This window comes from Streptomyces sp. NRRL S-244, from assembly GCF_000717915.1.
GTDB lineage: Bacteria > Actinomycetota > Actinomycetes > Streptomycetales > Streptomycetaceae > Streptomyces.
Genome location: NZ_JOCX01000002.1, coordinates 152,817 through 169,533, shown reverse-complemented (window position 1 = coordinate 169,533; position 16,717 = coordinate 152,817). Strand labels below are relative to the sequence as shown.

The 16,717-nt window shown below is 72.1% G+C and carries 18 protein-coding genes; 12 read left to right on the top strand and 6 right to left on the bottom strand.

Going from position 1 to position 16,717, the window contains the following annotated elements:
• The first annotated feature begins 12 nt into the window (after window positions 1-12).
• From IF02_RS0103055 to IF02_RS0103035, 5 genes are all read left to right on the top strand, one after another.
• A complete protein-coding gene (locus IF02_RS0103055; RefSeq protein ID WP_030153607.1) occupies window positions 13-465 on the top strand; it encodes an RrF2 family transcriptional regulator in 453 nt (150 codons plus the stop codon).
• 161 nt (window positions 466-626) lie between these two features.
• A complete protein-coding gene (locus IF02_RS0103050) occupies window positions 627-1,823 on the top strand; it encodes a globin domain-containing protein (RefSeq protein WP_030153605.1) in 1,197 nt (398 codons plus the stop codon).
• Between the two features lie 163 nt (window positions 1,824-1,986).
• Window positions 1,987-2,577: an N-acetylmuramoyl-L-alanine amidase gene (locus IF02_RS0103045; protein WP_030153604.1), complete on the top strand. Its 591-nt coding sequence runs from the start codon at window positions 1,987-1,989 to the stop codon at window positions 2,575-2,577.
• 41 nt (window positions 2,578-2,618) lie between these two features.
• Window positions 2,619-3,101 (top strand): GNAT family N-acetyltransferase, encoded by a 483-nt coding sequence (locus IF02_RS0103040; protein WP_030153603.1) that lies wholly within the window; start codon window positions 2,619-2,621, stop codon window positions 3,099-3,101.
• Window positions 3,098-4,006: a 1-aminocyclopropane-1-carboxylate deaminase/D-cysteine desulfhydrase gene (locus IF02_RS0103035; RefSeq protein WP_030153602.1), complete on the top strand. Its 909-nt coding sequence runs from the start codon at window positions 3,098-3,100 to the stop codon at window positions 4,004-4,006. Before IF02_RS0103040 ends, IF02_RS0103035 begins: the two co-directional genes overlap by 4 nt.
• Before the next feature lie 26 nt (window positions 4,007-4,032).
• Here the strand turns inward: IF02_RS0103035 and IF02_RS0103030 are convergent, their stop codons facing one another.
• Entirely contained in the window at window positions 4,033-5,610 is a 1,578-nt protein-coding gene (locus IF02_RS0103030) for a Na+/H+ antiporter (RefSeq protein ID WP_030153601.1), read from the bottom strand.
• Between the two features lie 76 nt (window positions 5,611-5,686).
• On the opposite strand from IF02_RS0103030, the gene IF02_RS0103025 reads away from it, so the two are divergent.
• From IF02_RS0103025 to IF02_RS0103015, 3 genes are all read left to right on the top strand, one after another.
• Entirely contained in the window at window positions 5,687-5,947 is a 261-nt protein-coding gene (locus IF02_RS0103025; protein WP_030153600.1) for a UBP-type zinc finger domain-containing protein, read from the top strand.
• Between the two features lie 204 nt (window positions 5,948-6,151).
• On the top strand, window positions 6,152-6,565 hold the full coding sequence (locus IF02_RS0103020; protein WP_030153599.1) for an anti-sigma regulatory factor: 414 nt from the start codon (window positions 6,152-6,154) through the stop codon (window positions 6,563-6,565).
• Window positions 6,562-7,635, top strand: a complete 1,074-nt coding sequence (locus IF02_RS0103015) for an RNA polymerase sigma factor SigF (RefSeq protein ID WP_030153598.1) — start codon at window positions 6,562-6,564, stop codon at window positions 7,633-7,635. The genes IF02_RS0103020 and IF02_RS0103015 overlap by 4 nt, the downstream gene beginning before the upstream one ends.
• 12 nt (window positions 7,636-7,647) lie before the next feature.
• On the opposite strand, the gene IF02_RS0103010 is transcribed toward IF02_RS0103015, so the two are convergent.
• Window positions 7,648-8,085 (bottom strand): hypothetical protein, encoded by a 438-nt coding sequence (locus IF02_RS0103010; RefSeq protein ID WP_030153597.1) that lies wholly within the window; start codon window positions 8,083-8,085, stop codon window positions 7,648-7,650.
• A gap of 84 nt (window positions 8,086-8,169) precedes the next feature.
• Here IF02_RS0103010 and IF02_RS0103005 point away from each other — a divergent pair, with 84 nt between their 5' ends.
• A complete protein-coding gene (locus IF02_RS0103005) occupies window positions 8,170-9,135 on the top strand; it encodes a diacylglycerol/lipid kinase family protein (RefSeq protein ID WP_030153595.1) in 966 nt (321 codons plus the stop codon).
• Window positions 9,136-9,457: 322 nt separating this feature from the next.
• The gene (locus IF02_RS0103000) at window positions 9,458-9,715 is read left to right on the top strand and encodes a WhiB family transcriptional regulator (protein WP_004937597.1); all 258 of its coding nucleotides are present in this window, start codon (window positions 9,458-9,460) and stop codon (window positions 9,713-9,715) included.
• 158 nt (window positions 9,716-9,873) lie between these two features.
• Here IF02_RS0103000 and IF02_RS0102995 read toward each other — a convergent pair whose 3' ends face one another.
• Window positions 9,874-11,343, bottom strand: coding sequence for a sensor histidine kinase (locus tag IF02_RS0102995; RefSeq protein ID WP_030153591.1), 1,470 nt, complete (start codon window positions 11,341-11,343; stop codon window positions 9,874-9,876).
• A 394-nt stretch (window positions 11,344-11,737) separates the two neighbouring features.
• Window positions 11,738-12,331, bottom strand: coding sequence for a TetR/AcrR family transcriptional regulator (locus IF02_RS0102990; protein ID WP_030153589.1), 594 nt, complete (start codon window positions 12,329-12,331; stop codon window positions 11,738-11,740).
• An 85-nt stretch (window positions 12,332-12,416) separates the two neighbouring features.
• Here IF02_RS0102990 and IF02_RS0102985 point away from each other — a divergent pair, with 85 nt between their 5' ends.
• Together IF02_RS0102985 and nagB are read left to right on the top strand one after the other, a co-directional pair.
• On the top strand, window positions 12,417-13,178 hold the full coding sequence (locus IF02_RS0102985; protein ID WP_030153588.1) for an SDR family oxidoreductase: 762 nt from the start codon (window positions 12,417-12,419) through the stop codon (window positions 13,176-13,178).
• A gap of 211 nt (window positions 13,179-13,389) precedes the next feature.
• Window positions 13,390-14,175 (top strand): glucosamine-6-phosphate deaminase, encoded by a 786-nt coding sequence (nagB, locus tag IF02_RS0102980; RefSeq protein ID WP_030153586.1) that lies wholly within the window; start codon window positions 13,390-13,392, stop codon window positions 14,173-14,175.
• Between the two features lie 194 nt (window positions 14,176-14,369).
• Here the strand turns inward: nagB and IF02_RS0102975 are convergent, their stop codons facing one another.
• Together IF02_RS0102975 and IF02_RS0102970 are read right to left on the bottom strand one after the other, a co-directional pair.
• Window positions 14,370-15,863, bottom strand: a complete 1,494-nt coding sequence (locus tag IF02_RS0102975; protein ID WP_030153584.1) for a glycoside hydrolase family 3 protein — start codon at window positions 15,861-15,863, stop codon at window positions 14,370-14,372.
• A 6-nt stretch (window positions 15,864-15,869) separates the two neighbouring features.
• Window positions 15,870-16,706: a carbohydrate ABC transporter permease gene (locus tag IF02_RS0102970; protein WP_199809168.1), complete on the bottom strand. Its 837-nt coding sequence runs from the start codon at window positions 16,704-16,706 to the stop codon at window positions 15,870-15,872.
• Window positions 16,707-16,717: the final 11 nt, after the last annotated feature.

Genomic DNA, 16,717 nt, shown 5'->3' with positions numbered 1-16,717 from the left:
TAAGGTGGGGTCATGCGGCTGACCCGATTCACCGACCTGGCGCTGCGCGTCCTGATGCGCCTCGCCGTCGCGGACGCGGACCTCCCGACCACGCGCGACGTGGCGGCGACCATGGAGGTCCCGTACACGCACACGGCGAAAGTGGTCGCCCGGCTGCAGCACCTCGGCCTGGTCGAGGCTCGGCGCGGCCGCGGCGGCGGCCTCACGCTGACCGCCGCCGGCCGGGCGGCCTCGGTGGGCGGGGTGGTCCGCGAGCTGGAGGGCGCGGGGGACGTCGTGGACTGCGACGGCACCACCCCCTGCCCACTGCGCGGGGCCTGCGTCCTGCGGGGCGCGCTGCACCGGGCCCAGGAGGCGTTCTTCGCCGCACTGGACCCGCTGACGGTGGACGACCTCGTCGCGGCGCCGACCGGCCCGCTCCTGCTGGGCATCGCGGGCGGCCCGCCGGGGCGGACCGGACCCTGAACCCCGGAGCCGGTTGGTCGGTTGGCCGGTTGGCCGGTTCCCGCCACCTGACATCAACGGTCCGAACGGGTGTACCCACACCCAAAAATAAGCATCCTAAATACCTATTAGTTGACGCAGACGCAGACACAGACGTACCCGACGCGAAGAGGAGCTCCCCCATGCTGTCCGAGAAGTCGACCGAGACCGTACGCGCCACCCTGCCCGCCGTCGGCGCGGCCATCGGCGACATCGCGGACCTCTTCTACACGAAGCTGTTCGCGGCCCACCCCGAGCTGCTCCGCGACCTGTTCAACCGCGGCAACCAGAACGCCGGCCTCCAGAAGCAGGCCCTCGCCGGCTCCGTCGCGGCCTTCGCCACCCACCTCGTCGCCCACCCGGACACCCGCCCCGACGTGATGCTGCACCGGATCGCGCACAAGCACGCCTCCCTCGGCGTCACCCGCGAGCAGTACCCGGTCGTCCACCACCACCTCTTCCAGGCGATCGCCGAGATCCTCGGCGAGGCCGTCACCCCCGAGGTGGCCGAGGCCTGGGACGAGGTCTACTGGCTGATGGCCAACGCCCTGATCGCCATCGAGGAGCGGCTCTACGCCGAACAGCAGGTCCTCGCCGGCGACGTCTGGCGCACCTGGACGGTCGCCGCCCGCGTCGAGGAGACCGCCGACTGCACCACCTTCCACCTGGCCCCGGCGGACGGCGCCCCGGCCCCCTCCTTCAAGCCGGGCCAGTACGTCTCGGTCCAGGTCGAACTGCCGGACGGGGCGCGCCAGATACGTCAGTACAGCCTCTCCAGCGCGCCCGGCTCCCCGGTCCGCTCGATCACCGTCAAGCGGGTCCGCGGCGCGGCGGCCGCGGGTCCCGACGGCGAGGTCTCCCACCACCTCCACGCCCGGATCGCGACCGGCGACACCCTGCGGGTCTCGGCCCCGTACGGCGACCTCGTCCTGCGGGACTCCGCCGCGCCGGTCCTGCTCGCCTCGGCCGGGATCGGCTGCACCCCGATGCTGTCGATGCTGGAGCACCTCGCCGACACCGGGCACGCCGCCCCCGTGACCGTCCTGCACGCCGACCGCTCCCCCGCCGACCACGCGCTGCGGGCCGACCACCGGGCCCTGACGCACAAGCTCGCCGACGCCTCGGCCCGCTTCTGGTACGAGGCCGCCGCCGAGCCGGGCGACGGCGAGGGCCGCCTCGACCTGGCGGACGTACCGGTGGCCCCGGGCACGACGGCGTACCTGTGCGGGCCGCTCCCCTTCATGCGGACCGTGCGCGCGCAGCTGCTCGCCAAGGGCGTTCGCGCCTCGGACATCCACTACGAGGTGTTCGGCCCGGACCTGTGGCTGGCCTCCGCGTAGACACGGCCTAACTCCCGTGGCGGGTGGGCCGGTCGGGACGAGTGTCCGGATCGGCTCGCTCGCTGTACGAAGGCACTGGCACGGAGGGGCGGCCTCCACTACACCGGAGAGCAACGAGGTGGACACGCAAGGTGACCACCGCGCACCCGGAGAGGAGGCGGCCATGTCCGCACCCATGTCCGCGGACCGGTTCATCGGCGCACTGCGGAACGAGGGTCTGACCGTCGTCGAGGTGGGTGCCTGGCGCACCCACAACCGCAACCACAAGGGCCCGTGGGGCCCGGTGAACGGGGTGATGATCCACCACACCGTGACGCACGGCACCGCATTCACCGTCGCGCTGTGCCGCGACGGCGACGAGGACCTGCCCGGCCCGCTCTGCCACGGCGTCATCACCAAGGACGGCAGGGTCCACCTGGTCGGCTACGGCCGCGCCAACCACGCCGGGGCGGGCGACTCGGACGTCCTGGCAGCGGTGATCGCGGAGAAGCGGCTCCCGCCGGACCGCCACGCGGACACCGACGGCAACCGGCACTTCTACGGCTTCGAGTGCGAGAACCTGGGCGACGGCCACGACCCCTGGCCGGAGGTCCAACTCGACGCCATGGCCCGCGCGGCGGCGGCCGTGTGCCGGATCCACGGCTGGACCGAGCGCTCGGTGATCGGCCACCTGGAATGGCAGCCCGGCAAGATCGACCCGAAGGGCTTCACGATGGACGCGTTCCGCGCCCGGGTGGGAGAGCGCCTCAAATAGGAGGGTTGACTCCGGGAAGATCCACGGGCTTCCCTGACCCGATGACCGATGATCTCCGAATCGAACGGGTGGCGGACGAAGCCTCCCTCCAGGACTGGCGCCACGTCCACAACGTGATCGTTCCCCCGGACGCCCTCACCCTCGACGAGGTGCGCGAGCGGGCCGGGCGCCACCTCCTGGACGTCGCGTACCGCGGCGACGTGCTCGTCGGCTGCATGACCGTACGCCGGCCCACGGCCGACGCCCCGTCGGTGGCCACCGTGATCGCCCGGATCCTGCCCGCCCACCGCGGGCAGGGCTTCGGCGCCGCGCTCTACGCCCACGGCCTCGCCGGGGCACGCGCACTCGTGCCCGCCCCCGACACGATCGAGACGATCGTCCTGGCCTCCAACGAGGACGGCCTGCGCTTCGCCCGCGCCCGAGGCTTCGAGGAATCCGAGCGCTACGTCCTCCCGGGCGCGACGGTCCCGCACGTCCACCTCCGCCTCCCGTCCGACGGCTCGGGACGGACAATGGGCGGGTGAACCACTCCCCTGACCCCGGCGTCATCCTGCGGCCCCGGCCGGCCTCGCCGGTGGCGGAGGTGCGGGACGAGCGGTTCGGGCGGTACGGGGTGCGGCTGCTGGTGAAGCGGGACGATCTCGTGCATCCCGAGTTGCCGGGGAACAAGTGGCGCAAGCTCGCGCCGAATCTGCGGGCCGCCGTCGAAGGGGGCTTCCCCGGGGTCGTGACCTTCGGCGGGGCGTACTCGAACCATCTGCGGGCCACCGCGGCGGCCGGGCGGCTGCTGGGCATGGAGACCGTCGGGATCGTCCGCGGTGACGAGCTCGCCGGCCGGCCCCTCAACGACTCCCTGGCCCGGTGCGCGGCGGACGGGATGCGGCTGCACTTCGTCACGCGCTCGGAGTACCGCCGCAAGGCGGAGCCGCAGGTGCGGGCGCGGCTGCTGGCGGGGGCCGGGGCGGGCTCGTCGTACGTCGTCCCCGAGGGCGGCAGCAACGCGCTCGCGCTGGAGGGGTGTGCGGAGCTGGGGCGCGAGCTGCGGGGCGTGTCGGACGTGGTCGCGGTGGCCTGCGGTACGGGGGGCACGCTGGCCGGGCTGGCGGCGGGGCTGGCCCCGGGGCAGCGGGCGCTGGGCGTGCCCGTGCTGGCGGGCGGGTTCCTGGGGGCGGAGATACGTTCCCTCCAGGAGGCGGCCTTCGGCGGCCCGGCCGGGGAGTGGAGCCTGGCGGAGGGCTTCCACCACGGCGGCTACGCATGCGTCCCCGCGCTGCTGGACGCCTTCGCCGCCGATTTCGAGGAGCGGCACGGGTTCCCGGTCGAGCGGATCTACGTGGCCAAGCTGCTCTGGGCCCTGGCCGCCCTCACGGAGTCGGGCGCGTTCCCCCCGGGGACGACCCTGACCGCCGTCGTCACCGGCCGCCCGTAGCGCCGGGGCGGGGGTTTCGGCCGCCCTCAGGCCGCGTCTTCGCGGTAGGCCGCCGCTTCCTCCAGGTCCAGTCTGCGGAGCAGGTTCCGGAGCATTTCGTCGTCGATGCGGCGGTGGTCGCGGAGGTTCACGAAGACCTCGCGTTCGGCCGCGATCATCTCCCCCGCCAGACGGCGGTAGACGTCGTCCGCCGATTCGCCGGTGAGCGGGTTGACCTCGCCCAGCCGCTCCCAGACCGCGTTGCGGCGCCTCTCCATCACCGTGCGCAGCCGCTCCGCCAGCGGTGGCGGCAGCGCGTTCTCCGGCTCCGCCAGCAGCTCCGCCAGCCGGTCCTCCGCAGAGCGCGAGGCCTCGCTCTGGGCCTGGGCCTCCGCCAGGGTCTCCGCCTGCGCGTCGCGCTGCGGCAGCCGCAGCAGCCGGATCAGCGGCGGCAGTGTCAGCCCCTGGACCACCAGCGTGCCGATCACCGTGGTGAAGGTCAGGAAGAGGATCAGGTTCCGGTGCGGCACGCTGATGGGCACCGAGAACGCGATCGCCAGCGAGACCACCCCCCGCATCCCCGCCCAGCCCACGACCACCGGCGACTTCCAGTTGGTGTCCGGCTCCCGGGTCCGGATCCGCTCCGACAGCCGCGGCAGGAAGGTGGCCGGGAACACCCATACGAAGCGGGCCACCACCACCGCCAGGAACACCGCCAGCGCGTACCAGGCCGCGTCCCAGCCCTCGTACTCCGCGAGCCCCTTCAGGACCACCGGCAGCTGGAGGCCGATCAGCGCGAAGACCACCGACTCCAGGATGAAGGCGACCATCCGCCACACCGCCTCCTCCTGGAGCCGGGTCGCGAAGTCGACCTGCCAGTTCCGGTGCCCCAGGTAGAGCGCCACCACGACCACCGCGAGCACGCCCGAGGCGTGCACCCGCTCGGCCGCCGCGTACGCCACGAACGGGATCAGCAGCGACAGGGTGTTCTGCAGCAGCGGCTCCCGCAGCCGCTTGCGCATGTGGTGGATCGGCACCATCAGCACCAGGCCCACGCCGACACCGCCCACCGAGGCCAGCAGGAACTCCGCGATCCCGCCCGCCCAGCCGGCGCTCACCCCGACCACCGCGGCCAGTGCCACCTTGTACGCGGTGATCGCGGTGGCGTCGTTCACCAGGGACTCGCCCTGCAGGATGGTCGTGATCCGGTTCGGCAGCCCCAGCTTGCGGGCGATCGCCGTCGCCGCCACCGCGTCGGGCGGCGCGATCACCGCGCCCAGCACCAGCGCCACCGGCAGCGTCAGCCCCGGCACCACCAGGTACGCCGCGTACCCGACGGCGACCGTCGCGAAGAGCACGTACCCGACCGACAGCATCGCCACGGGCCGGATGTTCGCCCGCAGGTCCAGGTACGAGCTGTCCACCGCGGCCGTGTACAGCAGCGGCGGGAGCAGCAGCGGCAGCACGATGTGCGGGTCGAGGGTGTACGGGGGCACGCCCGGGATGTACGAGGCCATCAATCCGGCGGCGACCAGCAGCAGCGGCGCGGGCACCCGCGTCCAACGGGCGGCCCCGGCAACGATCGCGCTGCCCGCCACCAGCGCCACCAGCGGCAATACCTCCATCGAAGATCCACCCTCGCTCGTCGTGGCTGATCGGCATGTCGTCCTGCGGCGCCCGCACGTCAGTACGCTGGCAATCATGAGCGAGTGCACCCACGTTGCCGAACTGCCGCGCCCCGAGCCCGTCCCGAGTGCCCTGACATGCTCCGAATGTCTGGTGCTCGGCAGCCACCCGGTGCAGTTGCGGATGTGCCTGGAGTGCGGGTACGTGGCATGCTGCGATTCCTCCCCGCACCGGCACGCCACCGCGCACCACCAGAGCACCGGCCATCCGGTCATGCGGAGCTTCGAACCGGGCGAGACCTGGCGGTGGTGTTATGTCGACGGTTCGATCGTCTGAGGAGGGGTAGGTCAACCCTCCGCCGGTTCCCCTGATTTGGGCCCGCAGACCCCTAGCCACTATGCGTACCCAAGGGCATACCATCAGTCACTGGCCGTAGGCGGGGGTGCCTGAAGCAGGCCCCATGAGGGGTGCCGCGACACGATCGCCCGGATCGCGATAGCGTCACCGGCGAACAGAGCTCGTACCACCTTGGAGGTGAGGGTGTCCCAGATCGCAGGCGAGCCCGGGACCCAGGACTTCGTGGAAGTCCGGCTGCCCGCTGCGGGTGCCTACCTGTCGGTGCTGCGAACGGCCACGGCCGGCCTCGCTGCACGTTTGGACTTCACCCTCGACGAGATCGAGGACCTCCGCATCGCGGTGGACGAGGCCTGCGCGATCCTGCTTCAGCAGGCCGTGCCGGGCTCCGTCCTCAGCTGCGTGTTCCGGTTGGTCGACGACTCGCTGGAGGTGACGGTCTCCGCACCGACCACGGACGGGCGTGCGCCCGAGCGCGACACGTTCGCCTGGACCGTCCTGTCGGCGCTGGCCGGCAAGGTCGAGTCCACGGTCGAGGAGGACCGGACGGTGAGCATCAGCCTCTACAAACAGCGCGGCGCGGGTCCAGGCCCGGCGTGAGCGGCGGGGAGATCCCGGTGCGGGGCGGGGATCGGCCCCGGGTACGGCACGAGGTCGACGGCGGCATCCCGGAGCAGCAGCACGCCCGGCCGCACCCGGCTGACGCGGATGCGGAAGACGGCTTTTTGGACTCGGCGGAGCGACGGGCGGGCCCTATGAGCGAGAACCAGCACGAAGAACCACACGTCTCACAGCCACCCGGGGCCGCTGCCACGGCCCCGGACACCGAACCGGAACCGGTAGAACCGGTAGGGGCGCAGCCGGAGCCGGAGGCGGGGCCGCCGGTGCTGCCCGTGCCTCCCGTGCTGCCCGATCCGCGCGACCGCAGTGGCGCGCGGGCCCTGTTCATCGAGCTGCGGGCGCTGCCCGACGGCTCGGTGGAGAAGGCGGAGCTGCGCAACCGGCTCGTGCGGATGCACCTGCCGCTGGTCGAGCACCTCGCCCGGCGGTTCCGCAACCGGGGTGAGCCGCTGGACGACCTGACCCAGGTCGCCACCATCGGCCTGATCAAGTCCGTGGACCGGTTCGACCCGGACCGCGGGGTCGAATTCTCCACGTACGCGACGCCCACCGTGGTCGGCGAGATCAAGCGGCACTTCCGCGACAAGGGCTGGGCCGTGCGCGTGCCGCGGCGCCTGCAGGAGCTGCGGCTCTCGCTGACCACGGCCACGGCGGAGCTGTCCCAGCAGCACGGCCGCTCCCCCACCGTCCACGAGCTCGCGGAACGGCTCGGGATCTCCGAGGAGGAGGTGCTGGAGGGGCTGGAATCGGCCAATGCCTACAGCACGCTCTCGCTGGACGTCCCGGACACCGACGACGAGTCGCCGGCGGTGGCGGACACCCTGGGCGCGGAGGACGAGGCGCTGGAGGGCGTCGAGTACCGCGAGTCGCTCAAGCCGCTCCTGGAGGGACTGCCTCCGCGGGAGAAGCGGATCCTGCTGCTGCGGTTCTTCGGCAACATGACCCAGTCGCAGATCGCGCAGGAGGTCGGCATCTCCCAGATGCACGTCTCGCGCCTGCTGGCCCGCACCCTGGCCCAGCTGCGCGAGAAGCTCCTCGTCGAGGAGTAGGGACGGTACGGGCTATCGGGTCTGCTCGCCGGGCCCGATTCCCAGCGCCTCGGTCGCCGTCGGGTTCACCAGCAGGGCCACGACGGCCACCGCGGCCACGGCCAGCGCCACGGCGGCGGCGATCATCGCGCCGCCCGTGGAGTAGAGGGTCCAGGCCACCGGCAGCGCCATCAGCTGGGTGATCAGCGCGGGCCCGCGGCTCCAGCGGCGGCCCAGCCGCAGTCCGCGGGCCGCGATCAGCGGCAGCGCGGCGAGCACCAGCAGGGTGACCCCGCCGGTTTCGGCCTGCTGCGGGGAGTCGGGGTCGCCGGCGATGCCCACGAACAGCATGTACGCGCCGAGGCCGGCCAGCGCCAGGCCCTCCAGGGCGGTCAGCGCGGCGGCGGCGGTGAGCCGTCTCGGCAGCGGGGCGGTCGGCTGGGCCGGGGCGGGGGTGGGCTTCGTACTCACCCCAGCAGGGTAGCCGCGTCCCCTGGGCCCCGTACGGGACGGGCAGTATGGGCGGCATCCGTACGGGTCGGTAGGCTGGCGGTCATGCGTGCACTTCTCGTGGCCAATCCAGCAGCAACGACCACCAGTGCGCGCACGCGCGATGTCCTCACCCACGCCCTGGCCAGCGAGATGAAGCTGGAGGCGGTGACCACCGAGTACCGCGGGCACGCCCGGGACCTGGGCCGCAGGGCGGCCGAGCACGGCATCGACCTCGTCGTGGCGCTCGGCGGCGACGGCACGGTCAACGAGGTGGTCAACGGACTGCTGCACAACGGGCCCGATCCGGAGCGGCTGCCGCGGCTGGCCGTGGTCCCCGGCGGCTCGACGAACGTGTTCGCCCGCGCGCTCGGGCTGCCCAACGACGCGGTCGAGGCGACCGGCGCCCTGCTCGACGCGCTGCGGGAGCAGCGCGAGCGGACGGTGGGCCTGGGGCTGGCGGCCGGCGCGCCGGGCACGGAGGACGAGTCGGTTCCGGCGCGCTGGTTCACGTTCTGCGCGGGCTTCGGTTTCGACGCGGGGGTGGTGGGCCGGGTCGAGCAGCAGCGGGAGCGCGGCAAGCGTTCGACGCACGCTCTGTATGTACGACAGCTGATGCGCCAGTTCTGGGACGAGCCGAACCGGCGCCACGGCGCGGTGACGCTGGAGCGTCCCGGCGCGGATCCCGTGACGGATCTGGTGCTGTCGATAGTCTGCAACACCTCGCCGTGGACGTATCTGGGGAATCGTCCGATTTACGCGTCCCCGGACGCGTCGTTCGATACTGCGCTTGACGTATTGGCACTCAACCGTTTGTCAACTCCGACCGTCGCCCGCTACGCGACACAGCTCCTGACCTCGACTCCTGAGCGCGGTCCGCGCGGCAAGCATGCGGTGTCTCTGCACGATCTGACGGACTTCACCTTGCATTCGAAGGTTCCGCTTCCGTTCCAGATGGACGGAGACCACCTCGGTCTGCGCACCAGCGTTCGGTTCACAGGCGTACGCCGTGCACTGCGTGTGATTGTGTGAGTGGAAGGGCCCAAAGTCCTTTCACTCGAACGTTTACACGCCGGTCCACCCTCACGATGTAGGGCTGTGACCTAGTAGACACCGACGAATCAAAAAAAACTTTCCGGAAGGGGTTGTATCCCCGTCCGAGGTTTGCGAATCTCTTCATGGCGATCGGGACAGCCCGCAGAACCCGGCACCCACACAGACCGCCAGAACCCCTCCACGAGTCCCTGACTGACCTTCCAGGAAACTGGGCGGTCGCCCTTCCCTCACGGGGGGATTCGTGAAAGCGTTCACATTCACAAGCAACCTGCCCGCAATACAAGGAGATGGAGCAGCCATGGACTGGCGTCACAACGCCGTTTGCCGCGAGGAAGACCCGGAACTCTTCTTCCCCATCGGCAACACCGGTCCTGCGCTGCTGCAGATCGAGGAAGCCAAGGCCGTCTGCCGCCGCTGCCCCGTGATGGAGCAGTGCCTGCAGTGGGCGCTCGAGTCCGGTCAGGACTCCGGCGTCTGGGGCGGTCTCAGCGAGGACGAGCGCCGCGCGATGAAGCGCCGCGCCGCTCGCAATCGGGCGCGCAACGCCACCGCCTGACATCGACTTTCGAGCCTCGAGCCGCAGCGCGTAGCAACACCACACCAGCGCTCAGCAACGTGCTCTTGAGCCCCGGACCGAGAAGTTTTCGGTCCGGGGCTCAGTGCTGTCCGGGGTGCGCCTCGCAAGGTCCGTCACGTTGAGTGACGGAACGATCGTTACTTCTGCGGGCTGGCCGGGATGTCGAGGACGACCTTGGTGCCGCGCGGTTCGGCCCGGAGCATGTCGAACGTGCCGCCGAGCTCGCCCTCGACCAGGGTCCGGACGATCTGGAGTCCGAGGTTCCCGGCGCGCTGCGGGTCGAAGCCCTCGGGCAGACCCGAGCCGTCGTCGAGCACGGTGATCAGCAGCCGGCCGTCGGCGCGGCCGGAGCCGGTGCGGGTCGCGGACACCTCGACCCGGCCGCCCTCCCCCTGGGTGAAGGCGTGCTCCAGGGCGTTCTGGAGGATCTCGGTCAGCACCATCGACAGCGGAGTGGCGACCTCCGCGTCCAGGATCCCGAACCGGCCGGTGCGCCGGCACTCCACCTTGCCCGGCGAGATCTCCGCGACCATCGCGATCACGCGGTCGGCGATCTCGTCGAACTCGACGCGCTCGTCCAGGTTCTGAGAGAGCGTCTCGTGCACGATCGCGATCGAACCGACCCGGCGCACGGCCTCGTTGAGCGCCTCGCGGCCGCCCTCGGAATCCATCCGGCGGGCCTGCAACCGCAGGAGGGCGGCCACGGTCTGGAGGTTGTTCTTCACCCGGTGGTGGATCTCCCGGATGGTCGCGTCCTTGGTGATCAATTCGCGTTCGCGACGGCGCAGTTCCGTCACGTCCCGGCACAGGACCAGGGAGCCGATCCGGACGCCCTTGGGCTTGAGCGGGATGGCGCGCAGCTGGATGACCCCGCCGTTGCCCTCGACCTCGGTCTCGCGCGGGGCCCAGCCGCTGGCGAGCTTGACGATCGCCTCGTCCACGGGGCCGCGGGTGGGGGCGAGTTCGGCGGTGGTGGTGCCCAGGTGCTGGCCGACGAGGTCGGCGGCGAGGCCGAGCCGGTGGTACGCGGACAGCGCGTTCGGGGAGGCGTACGTGACCACGCCGTCGGCGTCGAGCCGCATCAGGCCGTCCCCGGCGCGCGGGGAGGCGTCCATGTCGACCTGCTGGCCGGGGAACGGGAAGGAGCCGGCCGCGATCATCTGGGCCAGGTCGGAGGCGGACTGGAGGTAGGTGAGCTCCAGCCGGCTCGGTGTACGCACAGTGAGCAGGTTGGTGTTCCGGGCGATCACTCCGAGTACCCGGCCCTCGCGGCGCACCGGGATGGACTCGACGCGGACGGGCACCTCCTCGCGCCACTCCGGGTCTCCCTCGCGCACGATCCGGCCCTCGTCGAGCGCGGCGTCGAGCAGCGGGCGCCGGCCGCGCGGGACGAGGTGGCCGACCATGTCGTCCTGGTACGAGGTGGGGCCGGTGTTGGGGCGCATCTGTGCGACCGAGACGTACCGGGTGCCGTCGAGGGTGGGGACCCACAGCACGAGGTCGGCGAAAGAGAGGTCGGAGAGCAGCTGCCACTCCGAGACCAGCAGGTGGAGCCACTCCAGGTCGGTTTCACTGAGAGCGGTGTGCTGGCGTACGAGGTCGTTCATGGAGGGCACGGGCCGAGCGTACCCCGGGTATGGGCCATGACTTTCCCCACGGCGACTACTCAGGAGTATCCAGGAGGCACTTGGGCCGCGTACTGTTGGATGAAGTGACGGGATCATAGAGCCCGCCATTGGATGGACAGAACAGATTGGTCTAGTCCACAATTGCCTTATGCTTCCGCCCTCCCCGCACAGGAGGACGGATCGAGGTAAGCCGCGCGCTCTGCCCTGACCGCGCTGGCACCTCCCACCGGCCGCCGGGAACCGCACACCCGCCGGCCGTAAGTACTCCGGGCTGCGGTGCCGGACGGGCTGAGGGTCCCGACCCGGCACCGTGGCCCAGAGGAATGCGCATCGCGCGGCGCAATTCCAGGGGCCCCGCCCCCTCTCCCCCGCCTTACTGCGGCCAGGCCCCCATCGCCAGTTCCGCCACGGCTTCCAGTTCTTCCCGGCTCGCGCCGTCGCGCGACTGCTGGGACATCCCGATGAGCACCGCCAGCGCGTAGCGGGCCAGCGCCTGCGCGTCCGTACCGGCGGGAAGTGCGCCGGTGGCCACGTCGGCCCGGATCCTGCGTTCGAACAGCTCCAGGCTGGCCGCGCGGCGCTCGCGCAGGGCCTGGGCCGTCTCCTGCGAGGTGGTGTTGACCGCCGCGCTGATCACCAGGCAGCCCGGCGGGTGGGCCGGGTCGGTGTAGATCTCGGCGGCCTCGCGCAGGACGCGGCGCAGGCCCTCCCGGGCGGTGGGCTCCTCGGCCAGGGCCGCCCGCGCGAAGTCGGTGTACCGGCCGCCGTAGACCGCCACGACCTCGTCGAAGAGCTTGCGCTTGTCGCCGAAGGCGGCGTAAAGGCTGGGCGCGCCGATGCCGAGCGAGGCGGTCAGGTCGGAGATCGAGGTCGCTTCGTAGCCGCGCTCCCAGAAGGCCAGCATGGCCTTGTCGAGGGCGGCGTCGCGGTCGAAGGAGCGCGGCCTGCCGCGCTGTCCGGTCACCATGCGCAGATTCTATAGCGGCCGTTATGGAATCTGGTACGGTCCCTTTCTGTAGCGATCACTAGCGAATCCTGAAGGGGGGCGCGTCATGGGCGTGCTCAAGGGGAAGACGGCACTGGTCACGGGCGGCAGCCGGGGGATCGGGCGGGCGGTGGCGCAGCGGCTCGCCCGGGACGGGGCGCTGGTCGCCGTCCACTACGGACGGAACGCGGCGGCGGCCCGGGAGACGGTCGCGGCCATCGAGGCGGAGGGCGGCCGGGCGTTCGCGATCGGGGCCGAACTCGGGGTTCCGGGCGACGCACAGGCACTGTGGGCCGCGTACGCGGCGCACCCCCTGCACACCGACGCGGTCGACATCCTGGTGAACAACGCGGGCGCCGCCACTTTCGCCGGCCTCGCGGACACCGACGAGGAGACGTACGACCGGGTCCACGCGCTCAACGCGAAGGCGCCGTTCTTCGTGATCAAGCACGGGCTGGCGCGGCTCCGGGACGGGGGCCGGATCGTGAACGTGACCGGCACCCCGGAGATCGCCCTGCCGGCGATCCTGGCCACGATCACGGCCAAGGGCGCGGTCAACGCGCTGACCCGGTCACTCGCCGCCGAACTGGCCCCGCGCGGGATCACGGTGAACTCGGTGGGCCCCGGCATCACGGACACCGAGCTCAACGCCGGCTGGCTGGCGGACCCCGCGGCGCGGGCGCACGCGTCCTCCCGGTCCGTCTTCGGGCGGGTGGGCACGGCGGAGGAGGTCGCCGACGTGGTGGCGTTCCTGGCCTCGGCCGACGCCCGCTGGGTGACGGGCCAGCACCTGGACGCGACGGGCGGGCTCCAGATGTCGCTGCTGTGAGCCGCGCCCCGCAGCGGGTCTGCGTGATCCCGGTCAGGGGCCCTGGGGGAATCCGGGCCCCGGCCCCGGGCCGGGCTGCACGTCCCGGCGGGCGGGCCGACGATGGGAGGGGAGGGAAGCGAACGGGAGTGCGCGCGGACCGGCCGGAGGCGGCCCACCTCTGCTAGATTGGTCTATACCACCGTCCTCACTCCAGATCGGCAGGCCCCGCGTGGAAGTTGTCATCGTCCCGGACGCCAAGGCAGGCGGCGAGCTCATCGCGGAGGCCATGGCCGCCCTGGTCCGCCGCAAGCCCGACGCCCTGCTCGGCGTGGCGACCGGCTCTACCCCGCTGCCCGTCTACGAGGCCCTGGCCGCGAAGGTCAAGGCCGGTGCCGTCGACGCCTCCCAGGCGCGGATCTGCCAGCTCGACGAGTACGTCGGCCTGCCGGCCGGGCACCCGGAGTCCTACCGCGCGGTCGTACTGCGCGAGGTCGTGGAGCCGCTGGGCCTGTCGGAGGCCGCGTTCATGGGGCCGGACGGCTCCGCCGAGGACATCGTGGCCGCGTGCGAGGCGTACGACCGCGCGCTGGCCGAGGCGGGCGGGGTGGACCTCCAGCTGCTGGGCATCGGCACGGACGGGCACATCGGCTTCAACGAGCCGTGCTCTTCGCTGGCGTCGCGCACCCGGATCAAGACGCTGACGCAGCAGACGCGGGTCGACAACGCGCGTTTCTTCGACAACGACATGGGCCAGGTACCGCACCACGTCATCACGCAGGGCATCGGCACGATCCTCGACGCCCGCCACCTGGTGCTGCTCGCGACCGGCGAGGGCAAGGCCGAGGCCGTCGCACAGACCGTCGAGGGCCCGCTGTCCGCGCTGGTCCCGGCCTCCGCGCTGCAACTGCACCGGCACGCCACGGTCGTCGTGGACGAGGCCGCGGCGTCGAAGCTGAAGCTGGCGGACTACTTCCGCCACACCTACGCCGACAAGCCCGCGTGGCAGGGGCTTTAGGCGGCACCCTCCCACGCGTACGAAGGGCCGGGCTCCCCCGAGGGGGCCCGGCCCTTGCGCGTCCGTACGGCTGCCGGGGCCCCCACAGACCCCGCGAACCGCACGGAGCCCGTACGGGCCCGGGTGTGCCCGTGCCCCCGGGACAGGGTGTCCTGGGGGCACGGCACAAGGCGGACCGGGAGCTCCGGGGCTGGTCAGGCCCCGGCGATCAGCTCCGCCGCCGCCCTGCCGCAGACCCGCGAGGCACCGTGCGTCGCGATGTACAGCGCCCCGCGGGGCTCGGCCCGCGGTACGCCCATCTCGACCACGACGGCCTCCGGGCGGGCCTCGACCAGTGCCTCCAGGGCCGCGGCCATCCACGGGTGCCGGTGCGCGTCGCGGACCACCAGCACGACGGTGCGCTCCCCCGCCGCCGCGAGCACGTCGGCGGCCGTGGCCCCCTCGGGGAACACCCCCGACGCGGTTCCCGGTACCAGCGCGGCCAGTTCCGCGGCCACGCCCCACGGGGTCTCGTCGCCCACCGCGATGTTCGCGACGGGTGCGAGCGTGGCGACGTACAGGGGAACCGTCACCGGCGCCGCGGTGCCCGTCACGGCCACCGCGCGGCGGGCCGCCGCCAGGCCGATGCCGGGCGCGCTCCCCTCCTGCGGCGCGCCCGGCGCGGCGGCGGCCCGGGCCTGCCGGGTCCATGAGGCCAGCTCCCGTACCCGGGCGGCGGCGTCGGCGAGCCGCTCCGCCGGGAGCGCGCCCTCCCGTACGGCCGCGACCAGGGCGTCGCGCAGCCGGAGCACGGTGGCCTCGTCGGCGAGCCCGCCGCCGACGCAGATCGCGTCGGCGCCGGCCGCGATGGCGAGGACCGAGCCGCGCTCGATGCCGTACGTCCCGGCGATGGCGTTCATCTCCATGCCGTCGGTGACGATCAGGCCCTCGTAGCCGAGTTCCTTGCGCAGCAGCCCGGTCAGGATCTGCGGGCTGAGCGTGGCCGGGCGGGTCGGGTCCAGGGCGGGCACCAGGATGTGGGCGCTCATCACGGCCTTGGTGCCGGCCGCGATGGCCGCCTTGAACGGGACCAGTTCGCGGGCCACCAGCGTGTCCAGGTCCACGTCGATGCGCGGCAGCGCGTGGTGCGAGTCGACGTTGGTGTCGCCGTGGCCCGGGAAGTGCTTGGTGCACGCGGCGACGCCGGCGGCCTGGAGGCCCTCGACGTACGCGGCGGTGTGCCGGGCGGCGAGGCCGGTGTCGGCGCCGAAGGACCGGACGCCGATGACCGGGTTGTCCGGGTTGGAGTTGACGTCGGCGGACGGCGCCCAGTTGAGGTTGACCCCGCACTCGGCGAGGCGGCGGCCCAGCTCGCGGGCGACGTCCCGGGTGAGGCCGGTGTCGTCCACGGCGCCGAGGGCCAGGTTGCCGGGGAAGGAAGAACCGCCCCGGACCTCCAGGCGGGTGACGTCGCCGCCCTCCTCGTCGATGGCGACGAGGACGTCTTCGCGCTCGGCGCGCAGCTGCGCGGTGAGCGCGGCGAGCTGCTCGGGCGAGGCGATGTTGCGGCCGAACAGGCCGACGGCGGTGAGCCCTTCGCCGACCTGGCGGAGCAGCCACGCGGGGGCGGTGGTGCCCTCGAAGCCGGGCTGGAGGACCGCGAGGGCGTCGCGGGTGAGCGTGTCGACGCGGTGCGCAAGGACGGTCATGTGGCGTTATCCCTTCACGGCGCCGGCGGTCATGCCGCCGACGGCCTTGCGCTGGAGGAAGACGAAGATCACCAGGACCGGGACCGCGAACAGCGAGGACGCGGCCATGGTGGCGCCCCAGTCGTTGCCGAACGCGGTCTGGAACTGGGTCAGCCACAGGGGCAGGGTCTGGGCGGTCTTGTCCTTGTTGAGGATCAGGACCATCGCGAACTCGTTCCAGGCGGTGATGAAGCCGAAGAGCGAGGTGGACATCAGGCCGGGGGCCAGCAGCGGGAAGATCACCTTGCGGAAGGCCTGGCCGCGGGTGCAGCCGTCGATCTGGGCGGCCTCCTCCAGCGTCACCGGGACGGCGGCGATGAAGCCGCGCAGGGTCCAGATGGTGAAGGGCAGGACCATCACGAAGTAGATCGCGGTCAGCAGCGGGAGGCTGTTCAGCATCTCGGCGTCGCGGGCGATCATGTACATCGCGATGACCATGACCTCCCAGGGGGCCATCTGCGCCATCATCACGCCGAGTACGAGGCCCTTGCGGCCCTTGAACTTCATCCGGGCGATGGCGAAGCTCGCGGCGAGGGCCACCACCAGGGCCAGGGCGACGGCGCCGACGGTGACGAGCAGGCTGTTCGTCACGTACGTCCAGAACAGCTCGACGCCGGTGGCCTTGGTGAAGTTGTCCAGCGTCGGGGTGAAGACGAAGACGGGGTCCTTGGAGAGGATCTGCCCGGACGGCTTGAGGGCCGAGGAGAACATCCAGTAGACCGGGAAGACGAAGACCACGGCCACGACGAGCGCGCCCAGGTTCTTCGCCACTGTGGCGGGGCGCAGCGGGCGGCGCTTGCGCAGCTGCTGTGCGG